This is a genomic window from Streptomyces sp. (assembly GCF_031178505.1).
GTDB lineage: Bacteria > Actinomycetota > Actinomycetes > Streptomycetales > Streptomycetaceae > Streptomyces > Streptomyces gulbargensis.
Genome location: NZ_JAPSIW010000111.1, coordinates 1 through 13,147, shown reverse-complemented (window position 1 = coordinate 13,147; position 13,147 = coordinate 1). Strand labels below are relative to the sequence as shown.

Below are 13,147 nucleotides of genomic sequence, written 5' to 3'. Positions count from 1 at the left end.
CACCGACCTCGTTCGCTTCGCCGACGACGGCCCGACGGCCCTCGCCCACCTGGAGTCGTCGCTGACCTGAGCTACCCGACGTACCGTTCACATGTGCGATGTACGCACGGATGCTCTTGTAATGACGAGACCTTCCTGCTACATGATCGAGTGCTTTCTCCCCGGAGATCCACTTTTCAGTAGCAGAACTGCAAATCACCTGCGTTAGCCTCGCGGAGCGCGGAAACGGAACGCGGACGCAGAGGGGGCGCAGTGTCGTATTCGGAGCGCTGGCAGGAGCTGTTCGGGCCGCCCGACGGCGGGCCCGCCACGAGGCTCGCGTCGACCGTCCCGGGGCCCCGCTCCGGCAGCGGGAACGGGAACCTCCGGCACAGCGGCGGCCCGTGGACCGGTGCCGCGGGAACCGCCGGCGATCTGCGCGCCAGCGTCGAGACGAGCCGCTCGGCACTCGGTACCGGTCACGAGGGCGTCGTACCGGGAGCCGTGGGTCTCACCTCCGTCACCGCTCTCCGGACCGTGCTCACCTCCTGGGAGGAGCGTCTGCGAGCGGTGCGGGACGAGTGCGAGCAGCTCAAGGGGGCACTGCTCGCCGTGGCCAAGGAGATGGGCGAGACCGAGACCGCGATCGAGAGGTCCTTCCAGGGCGCCGGCGGCCCGGCCGAGAAGGCCGGAGACCGGCGATGACCGGGACTCTCACCTGGCAACTGCTCCGGGACCTCAGGACCTCCGCGTTCACGGACGCCGGTGACACGTGGCACGCGGTGTCGAACCGCTCCGACGCCGACCGCGCCCGGGTCGAGCGGGCGATGTCCGCGAAGATCCGCGAGACCCAGGAGAGCGAGTCGGCGGAGGCGGCCCTCGGCAGACTCCGGCGCCTGAGCCGGAACTTCCAGTACCTGCACAGTGAATGCGGGCTCGTCCGCACCGCCCTCAACGGCCTCGCCGGCGACCTCTCCGAGCCGCAGAACCAGCTGAGACAAGCCCTCGCGGACGCCGCCGCCCTGCACTTCACCGTCCACGACGACGGCTCCGTGAGCTATCCGGCCGCCGAGGTCGAAGACCTCACGGGCACGAGGAGGCAGATTCCGGGAAGCACCACGCGCGGCGACTCCCGCCTCCCGCTGGAACCGCCCGGCCTCGCCCCCGGCGGACAGCCGTCCCTGCGTCCGGGGTACGCGGGTTTCGCTCCCCTCAACCCGAACGCGGCCAAGGCCCAGGACGTGGCCGACCGCATCGCCCGGGCCGTGCGCTCCGCGCGGGAGATCGACGCGCGGTACGCCAGGACTCTGCAAGGACTGCGGGCCGAGAAGGGCCTGGACGTCACCGAGGCCACGCTGAAGGATGTCTTCAGGGACACCGCCGACGTCCGTTCCACCGCCGGAATGCACCTCGGCGAAGGCGTACCGGAGGACAAGAGCCCCGCCGAACGCAAGAAGTGGTGGGACGGCCTGACGGACGAGCAGCGCCAGGAGTACCTGGAGGTGGCCCCGGACCTCGTCGGCAACCTGGACGGCATCCCCGCAGCGGCCCGCGACGAGGCGAACCGCAATTACCTGCCCGTCCTCATCGACGACCTCTCCCGCCGGGGCGACGGTGACGCCGGGACGAAGCTCGACGCCCTCCGCATGCTCCAGGGCAAACTGAACGAGCCGAGCGACCCGCCGATGTTCCTGCTGGGAATCGGCGACGAGGGCAACGGGCGCGCGATCGTCTCGTACGGCAACCCGGACACGTCGAGGAACGTGTCGGCGTACGTGCCGGGCCTGGGCACCAAGCTCAACGACGAGTTCGTGGAGGACACGATGAAGCGGGCCCAGGACACGGCCAAAGGCGCGCGGCGCTTCGATCCTTCCAGCGCCTCGATCGTCTGGCTCGGCTACGACGCCCCGCAGAACGTCGATGTGATGACCAAGGGGGACGCAGAGCGGGGAGTACCCGCGTACAACCGATTCATGGAGGGACTCTCGGTCTCTCACCAGAGCGAGGACCCGCACGTGACGGCCATCGGGCACTCATACGGCTCACTGACTGTGGGTACCGCCGCCAAGCAGTCCGGTGGCATCCCTGGCGTCGACGACATCGTCCTGCTGGGTAGCCCCGGTGTGGACGCGCAGAAGGCCGGGGAGCTGGGGGTGGGCAAGGACCATGTCTTCGTCGGGGCGGCTGACAACGACCCGGTCACCCACCTGCCGTCGAAGGACGAGGCCGCGCTGGGCTGGGCGACCGGAGGCCCGGTGGGCGTCCTGGTCGGCCGCGACCTCTACGACGCCGGCAACGATGACGTGTACTTCGGCAAGGATCCGGCGAGCGAGGCCTTCGAAGCCCGGCGCTTCAAGGTCGACGACGGTCCGCGGATGATCTTCGATGCGGGCAAGTTCGATGCGCACTCCCAGTACTTCACACCGGAACTGGACCGCGTAGGCGCGACGAACATCGCGATGATCGTGGCCGGGCGACCCGACGGGATCACCACGGAGGAACACCGATGAAGCGGCTGCGACGGACCGTACTGCTCGCCATGTCCATCCTCTTCGTGAGTGCCTTCATGGCGGGTTGTGGCGGGCAAGGCGGTGGAAACGGACCGAGGACAGACATGAACATGCAGGACGCGGCCGAACGGGCGGATGCGATGCTGGACGCCACATTGCGCGCGATCGTGCCCGAGGTCCAATGGGATCACGACACCTGGACGAGTGGCAGCTGCACCGTGACCCGGCGTCGCACCGTGACGACCATCATCTCCCAGGAGCGTCGAGGCAATTTCCTCGGTGTGATCGAGCGGTTCTGGAAGAAGTCCGGTTACGAGATCACCAGCGTGAATCCGAGCAAGGACATGCCGGCAATCTTCGCCAGGACCTCCGATCACTTCCAGCTCACCGTAGAGGTCGGCTACAAGGGCCAGGCGTTCTTCGATGTCGTCACCCCCTGCGTCGGGAAGTCCGACGTCGCCGCGCCCACCTCCCCGCCCAACGGCCCCGCCCATCCCCCCGGCCGCATCCCCACCCCCAACGTCCGCTCCGACTTCTGGTCCGCCACCACCCCCGCCCCGTCCCCCTCCGGCTGACCGCAGGTGGGAGCATGGCTCCCATGGCTACACATGTGATCACCGGAGCCGGTTCCGGCATCGGCGCGGCCGTCGCGCGCCGCCTCCACGCGCGCGGGGACGAGCTCGTGCTGCACGCGCGGGACGCGGGACGGGCCAAGGAGCTCGCCGCCGCGTTCCCCGGGGCCCGGACGCTCGTGGGGGACCTCGCCGACCCGGACCGGCTGTCCTGGGCGTTCTCGCACCAGAGCCTGCCGGAACGGGTGGACGGCCTGCTGCACATCGCCGGGGTCGTCGACCTCGGGCCGGTCGGCGAGCTCACGCCGAAGACCTGGCACCACCAGCTCAACGTGAACCTGGTCGCCCCCGCCGAGCTCACCCGGCACCTCCTGCCCCAACTGCGGCTCTCCCAGGGCCACGTCGTCTTCGTGAACTCGGGCGCCGGCCTGAACGCGCACGCCGAGTGGGGCGCGTACGCCGCCTCCAAGCACGGACTGAAGGCCCTCGCGGACGCGCTGCGCCACGAGGAGCACGGCAACGGCGTGCGGGTCACCTCCGTCTACCCGGGCCGCACCGCCAGCCCCATGCAGGCCAAGGTGCATCAGCAGGAGGGCAAGGAGTACGACCCGTCGCGGTGGATCGACCCCGAGTCGGTGGCGACGGCGATCCTCACCGCGCTCGACCTGCCGCGCGACGCGGAGATCAACGACCTCACCGTCCGTCCGGGGCGGTGACCGTGACCGAGACGCCCCTGTGGGGCCCCGCCACCGGCGTCGGGTCCCTCCCCGGCGGTGACGCACGCGAGGCCGCGAAGACCGTCGCCGGCTCCTTCGAGGACTTCCCCTTCCTGGCCGAACTGCCCGCCCGCGGGCCCGGCGCCGACATGATCGGCCGGACCCTCGGGCTGCTCGTCGAGCTGTACGCGCACGTGGAGCCGAGCGGCTGGCGGATCAGCGACCGGCCCGGCCGCGACACCCGGCGCGCCCGTTCGTGGCTCGGTGAGGACCTCGACGCCCTGGAGGAGTTCACCCAGGGGTACGAAGGCCCCCTGAAGGTCCAGGCCGTCGGCCCGTGGACGCTCGCCGCCGCCCTGGAACTGCGCGGCGGCGAGGCCGCCCTCGGCGATCCTGGCGCCTGCCGCGACCTGGCCGCCTCCCTCGCCGAGGGGCTGCGCGCGCACCTCGCGGAGGTCGCCCGGCGCGTCCCCGGCGCACGGATCGTGCTCCAGCTCGACGAGCCCTCGCTCACCGCCGTGCTGCGCGGACAGGTCCGTACCGCCAGCGGTTACCGCACCTACCGGGCCGTCGACCGGCAGGTCGTGGAGAGCGCCCTGCGCGACATCGTCGCCGTCCACGACGGGCCGGTGGCCGTCCACTCCTGTGCCCCCGACGTCCCCTTCGCGCTGCTGCGCCGGGCCGGCGCGGCCGCCGTCTCGTTCGACTTCGGACTCCTCACCGAGCGTGACGAGGAGGCGGTCGGGGAGGCGGTGGAGGCCGGGACGAAGCTCCTCGCCGGTGTGGTGCCGTCCACCGACGGCCCGTTGTCGGACCCGGGCGGTAGCGTCATGGGTGTCAGGACGCTGTGGCGCAGGCTGGGGCTGAATCCGGGGACTCTCGCCGAGTCCGTGGTCGTCACGCCCACGTGCGGGCTGGCGGGCGCCTCGCCCGCGTACGCCCGGGCGGCGCTCGCCCACTGCGTCCGGGCGGCGAGATCACTCGCGGACAACCCAGAGTGACCGGGTTCTGAGGTACGGGAGGACGGACGAAGGTGGCAGTCGAACAGGGGGCCCCCGCTGAGGCGCGGGAGAAGCACGCCGAGCTGGCCGAGCAGATCGAGGAGCACCGCTTCCGGTACTACGTGAAGGACCAGCCGGTCATCAGCGACGGCGAGTTCGACCGGCTCCTGCGCTCCCTGGAGGAGCTGGAGGAGGAGTACCCGGAGCTGCGCACGCCCGACTCGCCGACCCAGAAGGTCGCCGGGCAGTACGAGACGGAGTTCACCGCCGTCGAGCACCGGGAGCGCATGCTCTCCCTGGACAACGCCTTCGACGACGCGGAGCTCGCCACCTGGGCCGAGCGCGTCGCGCGGGACGTCGGCACCCCCGACTTCCACTACCTGTGCGAACTGAAGGTCGACGGCCTCGCGGTCAACCTCACCTACGAGCACGGGCGGCTGACCCGGGCCGCGACCCGCGGCGACGGGCGTACCGGCGAGGACATCACGCCGAACGTCCGGACCATCGCCGACGTCCCGGACCGCCTCCGGGGCGAGAACATCCCCGCCCTGGTCGAGATCCGGGGCGAGGTCTACTTCCCGATGGAGGCCTTCGAGGGGCTCAACGCCCGCCTGGTCGAGGCGGGCGACAAGCCCTTCGCCAACCCGCGGAACGCGGCGGCCGGTTCGCTGCGCCAGAAGGACCCCAAGGTCACCGCCTCCCGCCCGCTCCACATGGTGGTGCACGGCATCGGCGCCCGCGAGGGCTTCGACATCTCCCGGCTCTCCGAGGCGTACGGGCTGCTGCGCGCGTGGGGCCTGCCCACCGCCCGGCACAACAAGGTGGTCGGCTCCCTCGACGAGGTGCGGCGGTTCATCACCCATTTCGGTGAGAACCGGCACTCCGTGGAGCACGAGATCGACGGGGTCGTCGTCAAGCTGGACGAGATCCCGCTCCAGGGCCGGCTGGGCTCCACGGCGCGCGCCCCGCGCTGGGCCATCGCCTGGAAGTACGCCCCGGAGGAGGTCAACACCAAGCTGATCGACATCAAGGTCGGCGTCGGCCGGACCGGGCGCGTCACCCCGTACGCGCAGGTCGAGCCGGTGACGGTGGCCGGTTCCGAGGTCGAGTTCGCCACCCTCCACAACCAGGAGGTGGTGAAGGCCAAGGGCGTGCTGATCGGCGACACGGTCGTGCTGCGCAAGGCCGGCGACGTCATCCCGGAGATCCTCGGCCCGGTCGCCGACCTGCGCGACGGCAGCGAGCGGGAGTTCGTCATGCCGGCGGAGTGCCCCGAGTGCGGCACCCCGCTGAAGCCGATGAAGGAGGGCGACATCGACCTCCGCTGCCCCAACGCCCGTACCTGCCCCGCCCAGCTGCGTGAACGTCTCTTCTACCTCGCCGGGCGTCAGTGCCTGGACATCGAGAACTTCGGCGCGGTGGCCGCCGCGGCCCTGACCCGGCCCCTGGAGCCGGCCGAGCCGCCGCTCGCGGACGAGGGCGACCTCTTCGACCTCACCATCGAGCAGCTGCTGCCGATCAAGGCGTACGTCCTCGACCCGGACAGCGGACTGCCCAAGCGGGACCCGAAGACCGGCGAGGAGAAGATCGTCCGCGTCTTCGCCAACCAGAAGGGCGAGCCGAAGAAGAACGCCCTCGCCATGCTGAGGAACATCGAGGAGGCCAAGACCCGCCCGCTGGCCCGCTTCCTCAACGGCCTTTCGATCCGGCACGTCGGCCCGGTCGCCGCCGAGGCGCTGGCCCGCGAGTTCCGTTCCCTGGAGCGGATCGAGCAGGCGAGCGAGGAGGAACTCGCGGCGACCGACGGCGTAGGTGACATTATCGCGGCCGCGGTGAAGCAGTGGTTCGCCGAGGAATGGCACCGCGAGATCGTGCGCAAGTGGCGGGCTGCGGGCGTGAGCTTCGAGGACGAGGGCGCGGGGGAGGACCTGGGACCGCGGCCGCTGGACGGGCTGACGGTCGTGGTCACCGGCACCCTCCAGGACTTCACCAGGGATGGCGCAAAAGAGTCCCTCCAGGCCCTCGGAGCCAAGGTCACCGGTTCCGTTTCCAAGAAGACCGCCTTCGTGGTCGTCGGGGAGAACCCGGGTTCCAAGTACGACAAGGCGATGCAGCTGAAGGTTCCGGTTCTGGACGAGGACGGCTTCAGAATCCTGCTCGAACAAGGGCCCGAAGCCGCTCGGGAGGCCGCCGTCCCGGTCGCCGGCTGACCGCCTTCGGACACCCCCTCGCCGCCCCGGAGGCTCACCCGTTCGGCGCATACCAGATCGTTACGGGTGGCCGGCTCGCATTCGGGCAAGACATGGAGAGCGCTGCCCGTCGTGCCCTCGGCGGCCTAGTGTGGAGACCGTGCGTCCTGTCCCGCGCGGCCGAGCGAGGGCTCTGCCCGGTGCGGTGCCAGGACACCGGCCCCGTGGCACCAGGAGCGGCCGCCCCGCGGCCGCTCCCGCCACGGACGGACGACACACGGCCGCCTCGCCGCGGCCCATCGCACACCGACGGCACCGCCGCCTGTGAGAGGGACGGGAATGGAACCGACCGAGAGCGCCGCCCCGGTCGCACGGCCGCGCCGCCGTGTGGTCCCCGCCGGCTTCGTCTCCGGCCTGCCCGCCGCCGTGGTGGGGATTGCGGCCGCCGTGCTCGTCACCGGCCTCCAGCGGGCCCTGAGCAGCGGCCACGGACTCTTCCCCGGCGGCGCGACCGGCTGGTCCTTCGCCGTCCTCACCGGCCTCATCGTCGGCCACCTGGTCGCCCTCGGCCGGGACCGCTGGTGGGGCGGCACCGGCTCCGGCGCCGCCCTCACCCTCGCCGTCCTGCTCCTGTACGGCTGGGTGCCCGCCGGGCTCGTCTCGCTCACGGTCGTCGTCCTGGTCGGCGCGGCCCGCCGCCACCGCTGGCGCCAGGGCCTCCTGCACGGCGCCGCCGACATCCTCGGCGTCGGCGCCGCCGCCCTGGTCCTCGCCCTCTTCGGAGACGTACCGACCGTCGAACAGCCCTGGCAGCCCCTCGACTGGGGGATCGCGGACGTACCGGAAGTGGCGCTCGCCGCCGCCGTCTACCTGGTCGCGACCCGGCTCCTGCTGTGGTACACGCTCTCGCCCCCCGGCCGCGGCCTGCCCACCGTCGCCCGCACCGCCCTCCTGCGTCAGGGCCTCGTGGCCGTCGCCCTCCTCGGCATCACCCCCCTCATCTGCGTCGTCGCCGCCTCACGGCCGATCCTGCTGCCCCTCTTCGCCGTCCCCCTCATCGCCCTGGACTCCACCCTCTGGATCGCCCGAGCCCGCGCCGAGGAGCAGCTGCGCGACCCGCTCACCGGCCTCCCCAACCGCCAGTGGCTCCTGGAGCGCACCTGGGCGGCCCTGGAGGAGGCCGAAGGCCAGGGCGTCCGGGCCGCCCTCGTCCTCATCGACCTCGACCGCTTCCGCTCGGTCAACGACACCCTCGGCCACCTCGCGGGCGACCGGCTCCTCCTCCAGATCGCCGAACGGCTCCGCCTCGCCCTGCCCCGCGGCGCCGAGGCCGCCCGCCTCGGCGGCGACGAGTTCGCCGTCCTGCTCCCCGCCGCCGACTCCACCACCAGCGCCCAGCGCGTCGCCCGCCACCTCGTCGCCGAGCTCTCCTCCCCGCTCGACCTCGACGGCCTCACCCTCGTCCTGGAGGCCAGCGCCGGCGTCGCCGTCTTCCCCGAGCACGCCCTCGACGCCGAGGGCCTGCTCCGCCGCGCCGACGTCGCCATGTACCAGGCCAAGCGCGACCGCACCGGCGTCGAGGTCTACGAGTCCAAGCGCGACTCCAACACCCCCGACCGGCTCGGCCTCCTCGGTGACCTCCGCCGCGCCCTGGACGCCGGCGAGGTCGAACTCCACTACCAGCCCAAGGTCCGCTTCGACGGCCAGGTCGCCGGTCTGGAGGCCCTCGTCCGCTGGGTCCACCCCGAGCGCGGGAAGGTTCCTCCGGACGAGTTCATCGCCATCGCCGAGTCCTCCGGCCTGATGCCGCACCTGACCGAGTACGTCCTGGAGACCGCCCTGGCCCAGGTCGCCCGCTGGCGCGCCCAGGGCCTGAACGTCCCGGTCGCCGTCAACGTCTCGCCGCGCGACGTCCACACCCCCGGCTTCGCGGGCGCGGTCGCCGCCCGCCTCGCCCGCCACGGCGTCCCGGCCGGCGCCCTTCAGCTGGAGATAACCGAGCACGTACTCCTGGAGGACCCGCAGAAGGCCGCCGACACCCTCAACGGGCTCACCGGCCACGGCGTCAAGATGTCCCTGGACGACTTCGGCACGGGCTACTCCTCCCTCGTGCACCTGCGCCGGCTGCCCGTCAGCGAACTGAAGATCGACCGTTCCTTCGTGGCCCGGCTCGCCGTGGACACCGAGGACGCCGAGATCGTGCGCTGCACCGTCGACCTCGCCCACTCCCTCGGCCTGCTCGTCGTCGCGGAGGGCGTGGAGGACGACGAGACCTGGGAGCGGCTGCGCGACCTGGGCTGCGACGCCGTCCAGGGCTGGCTGGTCGCCGCCGCCATGCCGCCCGGCGAGGCCACCGCCTGGCTGCTGGCCCGGGGCGAGCACGGCTGGCGCCGCCCCGCCGACATCGCCGCCGCGGCCGCCGCCGAGCTCGGCCGGGCCACCGCCGTGACGCTCGACCCGGCCCCCGCCGTCGAGCTCGACCCGGCTCCCGGCCAGGTCGTGCAGTAGCCGCCCCGGCCGTCCCCGGGGCAAACCGTTTCACGGGCAGCGGTGCGGGCCCCATAGGATTGGGTCAACACCATCACACTCACCCCGTGAGGATCCGCATGCCTGGCATCACGCGCGAGGAGGTCGCCCACCTCGCACGGCTGGCGCGTCTGGAGCTGAAGGGCGAAGAACTCGATCACTTCGCCGGCCAGCTCGACGACATCATCGGCGCGGTCGCCCGCGTCTCCGAGGTCGCCGACCAAGACGTACCGCCGACCTCCCACCCGCTGCCGCTGACGAATGTCATGCGCGCGGACGAGGTTCGTCCGTCGCTCACCCCCGAGCAGGCGCTCTCCGGCGCCCCGGCCCAGGAGCAGCAGCGTTTCAAGGTGCCGCAGATCCTGGGGGAGGACTAAGACCATGACGGACAGCATCATCAAGCTCACGGCCGCCGAGATCGCCGCGAAGATCGCCTCCGGCGAACTGACGGCCGTCGAGGTCACCGAGGCGCACCTGGCCCGCATCGAGGCCGTCGACGAGAAGGTCCACGCCTTCCTGCACGTCGACCGTGAGGGCGCCCTCGCGCAGGCCCGCGCCGTCGACGAGAAGCGCGCCCGGGGCGAGAAGCTGGGCCCGCTCGCCGGTGTGCCGCTGGCGCTGAAGGACATCTTCACGACCGTCGGCGTGCCGACGACCGTCGGCTCGAAGATCCTCGAGGGCTGGATCCCGCCGTACGACGCGACCCTGGTCAAGAACCTGAAGGCCGCCGACGTCGTCATCCTCGGCAAGACCAACATGGACGAGTTCGCGATGGGCTCCTCCACGGAGAACAGCGCCTACGGCCCGACCGGCAACCCGTGGGACCTGACCCGCATCCCCGGCGGCTCCGGCGGCGGCTCCTCGGCCGCCCTCGCCGCGTACGAGGCGCCCCTCGCCATCGGCACCGACACCGGCGGTTCCATCCGCCAGCCCGCCGCCGTCACCGGCACCGTGGGCGTCAAGCCGACCTACGGCGGGGTCTCCCGCTACGGCATGGTGGCCTTCTCCTCCTCCCTCGACCAGGGCGGCCCCTGCGCCCGTACGGTCCTGGACGCGGCCCTGCTGCACGAGGCCATCGCCGGTCACGACCCGCTCGACTCGACCTCCATCGACCTCCCGGTCCCGCCGGTCGTCGAGGCGGCCCGGAACGGCTCGGTCGCCGGCATGCGCGTGGGCGTCGTCAAGCAGTTCCGGGGCGAGCACTACCAGGCCGGCGTGATGCAGCGCTTCGACGAGTCCGTCGAGCTGCTGAAGGAGCTGGGCGCCGAGATCGTCGAGCTGGACTGCCCGACCTTCGACCTGGCCCTCTCCGCGTACTACCTGATCGCGCCCTCGGAGTGCTCCTCCAACCTGGCCCGCTTCGACGCCATGCGCTACGGCCTGCGGGTCGGCGACGACGGCACGCGCTCGGCCGAGGAGGTCACCGCCCTCACCCGTGAGGCCGGCTTCGGCGACGAGGTCAAGCGCCGCGTCATCCTCGGCACGTACGCGCTGAGCTCCGGCTACTACGACGCGTACTACGGTTCGGCCCAGAAGGTCCGCACCCTCATCACGCGCGAGTTCGAGCAGGCCTTCGAGCAGGTGGACGTCATCGTCTCCCCGACGACCCCCACCACCGCCTTCCCGATCGGCGAGCGCGCCGACGACCCGATGGCGATGTACCTCGCGGACCTGTGCACCATTCCGACCAACCTGGCCGGCAACGCCGCCATGTCGCTGCCCTGCGGCCTCGCGCCGGAGGACGGCCTCCCGGTCGGCCTGCAGATCATCGCCCCCGCCATGAAGGACGACCGCCTCTACAAGGTCGGTGCGGCGGTCGAGGCCGCGTTCGTGGAAAGGTGGGGCCACCCGCTGCTCGAGGAGGCTCCCGCACTGTGAACGCCATGGCCAAGAAGGCGAAGAACTTCAAGAAGTCGAAGACCGGCGTCTACGTGTCGCTGGCCAGCACCGCCTTCGGCGCGGTCAGCGTCGCCAAGCAGGCGAAGCTGGCCCGCAGCGACGGCGACATGCTGCGCCTGGTCGACGCCGCCGTGTCCGCCGCCGCCATCGTCACCGGCCTCGCGATCCTGTACCGCGAGCTGAAGCGCCTCGGCGACGACGACGTCCTGCTGGGCTGAGAGGGAAAGTTCCACCGTGACTGTCACTGAACTGCTGTCGTACGAAGCGGCACTCGCCGAGTACGACCCCGTCATGGGCCTGGAGGTCCATGTCGAGCTCGGCACGAAGACGAAGATGTTCTGCGGCTGCTCGACCGAGCTGGGCCAGGACGCCAACACGCAGACCTGCCCGACCTGCCTCGGCCTGCCCGGCTCGCTGCCGGTGGTCAACGCGGTCGGCGTCGAGTCCGCCATCAAGATCGGTCTCGCGCTGAACTGCGAGATCGCCGAGTGGTGCCGCTTCGCCCGGAAGAACTACTTCTATCCGGACATGCCGAAGAACTTCCAGACCTCCCAGTACGACGAGCCGATCGCCTTCAACGGCTACCTGGACGTCCAGCTGGAGGACGGCGAGATCTTCCGCGTGGAGATCGAGCGCGCCCACATGGAGGAGGACACCGGCAAGTCCACCCACATCGGTGGCGCGACCGGCCGCATCCACGGCGCCTCGCACTCGCTGCTCGACTACAACCGGGCCGGCATCCCGCTCATCGAGATCGTCACCAAGCCCATCGAGGGCGCGGGCGAGCGGGCCCCCGAGGTCGCCAAGGCGTACGTCGCCGAGCTGCGCGAGCTGATCCGCGCCCTCGGCGTGTCCGAGGCGCGGATGGACAAGGGCCAGATGCGCTGCGACGTGAACCTGTCGCTGCGCCCGCACGGCACGACGGCCTTCGGCACCCGCTCGGAGACGAAGAACGTCAACTCGCTCCGTTCGGTGGAGCGGGCCGCCCGCTTCGAGATCCAGCGCCACGCGGCCGTCCTGTCCTCCGGCGGGACGATCGTGCAGGAGACCCGCCACTTCCACGAGGACGACGGCACCACCACCGCCGGCCGCATCAAGGACAACGCCGAGGACTACCGGTACTTCCCGGAGCCCGACCTCGTCCCGGTGGCCCCGTCCCGCGCGTGGGTCGAGGAGCTGCGCGCCGGGCTGCCCGAGCTGCCGCGCGTGCGCCGCAACCGGCTGCGCGAGGAGTGGGGCGTCTCCGAGGTCGAGATGCAGGCCATCCTCAACGCGGGCGCGGTCGACCCGATCGTCGCCACGGTCGAGGCGGGCGCGGACGCGGCCTCGGCCCGCAAGTGGTGGATGGGTGAACTCGCCCGCAACGCCAACGAGAAGGGCGTCTCCCTGGAGGAGCTGCCCATCACCCCGGCCGACGTGGCCCGGGTCTCGGCGCTCGTCGCGGACGGTTCGCTCAACGACAAGCTGGCCCGCCAGGTCATCGAGGGCGTCCTCGCCGGCGAGGGCACCCCGGACGAGGTCGTCGAGAAGCGCGGTCTGAAGGTCGTCTCCGACGACGGCGCGCTCGGCGCGGCGGTCGACGAGGCCATCGCGGGCAACGCGGCCATTGCCGACAAGATCCGCGGCGGCAAGGTCGCGGCGGTCGGCGCCCTGGTCGGCGCGGTCATGAAGGCCACGCGCGGCCAGGCGGACGCGGCGAAGGTCAAGGACCTGATCCTGGAGAAGCTGGGCGTCAGCGAGGGCTGACGACCGGCG

Annotated in this window: 11 protein-coding genes; all 11 read left to right on the top strand. The window is 71.6% G+C overall.

Annotation, left to right across the window (positions count from 1 at the left end):
- Window positions 1–252 precede the first annotated feature (252 nt).
- The 11 genes from RIF68_RS11015 (at window position 253) to gatB (ending at window position 13,138) form a co-directional block, all read left to right on the top strand.
- On the top strand, window positions 253–684 hold the full coding sequence (locus RIF68_RS11015) for a hypothetical protein (protein WP_309050992.1): 432 nt from the start codon (window positions 253–255) through the stop codon (window positions 682–684).
- The gene (locus tag RIF68_RS11010; protein ID WP_309050991.1) at window positions 681–2,489 is read left to right on the top strand and encodes an alpha/beta hydrolase; all 1,809 of its coding nucleotides are present in this window, start codon (window positions 681–683) and stop codon (window positions 2,487–2,489) included. Before RIF68_RS11015 ends, RIF68_RS11010 begins: the two co-directional genes overlap by 4 nt.
- Window positions 2,490–2,593: 104 nt before the next feature.
- Entirely contained in the window at window positions 2,594–3,064 is a 471-nt protein-coding gene (locus tag RIF68_RS11005) for a hypothetical protein (RefSeq protein WP_309050990.1), read from the top strand.
- A gap of 14 nt (window positions 3,065–3,078) precedes the next feature.
- Entirely contained in the window at window positions 3,079–3,777 is a 699-nt protein-coding gene (locus tag RIF68_RS11000) for an SDR family oxidoreductase (protein WP_309050989.1), read from the top strand.
- 2 nt (window positions 3,778–3,779) lie between these two features.
- Window positions 3,780–4,778, top strand: a complete 999-nt coding sequence (locus RIF68_RS10995) for a methionine synthase (protein ID WP_309050988.1) — start codon at window positions 3,780–3,782, stop codon at window positions 4,776–4,778.
- A gap of 32 nt (window positions 4,779–4,810) precedes the next feature.
- The gene (ligA, locus tag RIF68_RS10990) at window positions 4,811–6,988 is read left to right on the top strand and encodes an NAD-dependent DNA ligase LigA (RefSeq protein ID WP_309050987.1); all 2,178 of its coding nucleotides are present in this window, start codon (window positions 4,811–4,813) and stop codon (window positions 6,986–6,988) included.
- A 318-nt stretch (window positions 6,989–7,306) separates the two neighbouring features.
- A complete protein-coding gene (locus tag RIF68_RS10985) occupies window positions 7,307–9,475 on the top strand; it encodes an EAL domain-containing protein (RefSeq protein ID WP_309050986.1) in 2,169 nt (722 codons plus the stop codon).
- A gap of 98 nt (window positions 9,476–9,573) precedes the next feature.
- On the top strand, window positions 9,574–9,870 hold the full coding sequence (gatC, locus tag RIF68_RS10980) for an Asp-tRNA(Asn)/Glu-tRNA(Gln) amidotransferase subunit GatC (RefSeq protein ID WP_015036350.1): 297 nt from the start codon (window positions 9,574–9,576) through the stop codon (window positions 9,868–9,870).
- Window positions 9,871–9,874: 4 nt separating this feature from the next.
- On the top strand, window positions 9,875–11,371 hold the full coding sequence (gene gatA / locus RIF68_RS10975) for an Asp-tRNA(Asn)/Glu-tRNA(Gln) amidotransferase subunit GatA (protein ID WP_309050985.1): 1,497 nt from the start codon (window positions 9,875–9,877) through the stop codon (window positions 11,369–11,371).
- A gap of 5 nt (window positions 11,372–11,376) precedes the next feature.
- A complete protein-coding gene (locus RIF68_RS10970) occupies window positions 11,377–11,610 on the top strand; it encodes a hypothetical protein (protein WP_250765831.1) in 234 nt (77 codons plus the stop codon).
- A gap of 16 nt (window positions 11,611–11,626) precedes the next feature.
- On the top strand, window positions 11,627–13,138 hold the full coding sequence (gene gatB / locus RIF68_RS10965; protein ID WP_309050984.1) for an Asp-tRNA(Asn)/Glu-tRNA(Gln) amidotransferase subunit GatB: 1,512 nt from the start codon (window positions 11,627–11,629) through the stop codon (window positions 13,136–13,138).
- Window positions 13,139–13,147: the final 9 nt, after the last annotated feature.

Excerpts from the sequence above, each read along its gene's own strand:
- RIF68_RS11010 (WP_309050991.1), top strand. The coding sequence starts at position 681 with ATGACCGGGACTCTCACCTGGCAACTGCTCCGGGACCTCAGGACCTCC.
- RIF68_RS11005 (WP_309050990.1), top strand. The coding sequence starts at position 2,594 with ATGAACATGCAGGACGCGGCCGAACGGGCGGATGCGATGCTGGACGCC.
- RIF68_RS11000 (WP_309050989.1), top strand. The coding sequence starts at position 3,079 with ATGGCTCCCATGGCTACACATGTGATCACCGGAGCCGGTTCCGGCATC.
- RIF68_RS10985 (WP_309050986.1), top strand. The coding sequence starts at position 7,307 with ATGGAACCGACCGAGAGCGCCGCCCCGGTCGCACGGCCGCGCCGCCGT.
- gatC (WP_015036350.1), top strand. The coding sequence starts at position 9,574 with ATGCCTGGCATCACGCGCGAGGAGGTCGCCCACCTCGCACGGCTGGCG.
- gatA (WP_309050985.1), top strand. The coding sequence starts at position 9,875 with ATGACGGACAGCATCATCAAGCTCACGGCCGCCGAGATCGCCGCGAAG.
- RIF68_RS10970 (WP_250765831.1), top strand. The coding sequence starts at position 11,377 with ATGGCCAAGAAGGCGAAGAACTTCAAGAAGTCGAAGACCGGCGTCTAC.